Genomic DNA, 264 nt, shown 5'->3' with positions numbered 1-264 from the left:
CTACCGACGCTTGGCCACAAATGGATGCGGCTAAGCTGCGTTCCCTTGACTGCCGCCGCCATCATTTTCCTGTGGCTAAAATCAGTCCCCATGGCACCCGCGCTTGAATGGCTGACATGGATCGGCGCGGAACTTTCGCCCCTCGTACCATTCGTCATGCTCGTCGGATATGCTTCGTCAGGCTTGCGAGGAGCCCCCTGGCGCCTGCTACAACTCCCGCCCATCGTCGCCATCGGACGCGTCAGCTACGGCGTTTACCTTTTC

The 264-nt window shown here is 59.8% G+C and carries 1 protein-coding gene; it reads left to right on the top strand.

Annotated elements, in window-relative coordinates:
* Positions 1-45 precede the first annotated feature (45 nt).
* Positions 46-264 (top strand): hypothetical protein (locus ACPYOM_RS22755; protein WP_481347704.1); only part of this gene is annotated, 219 nt, incomplete at its 3' end.

This window comes from Monashia sp. HAY1-2A (genome assembly GCF_056755315.1).
Note: the sequence above shows the minus strand (reverse complement) of the source record. Positions and strands in the feature narration are given on the sequence as shown.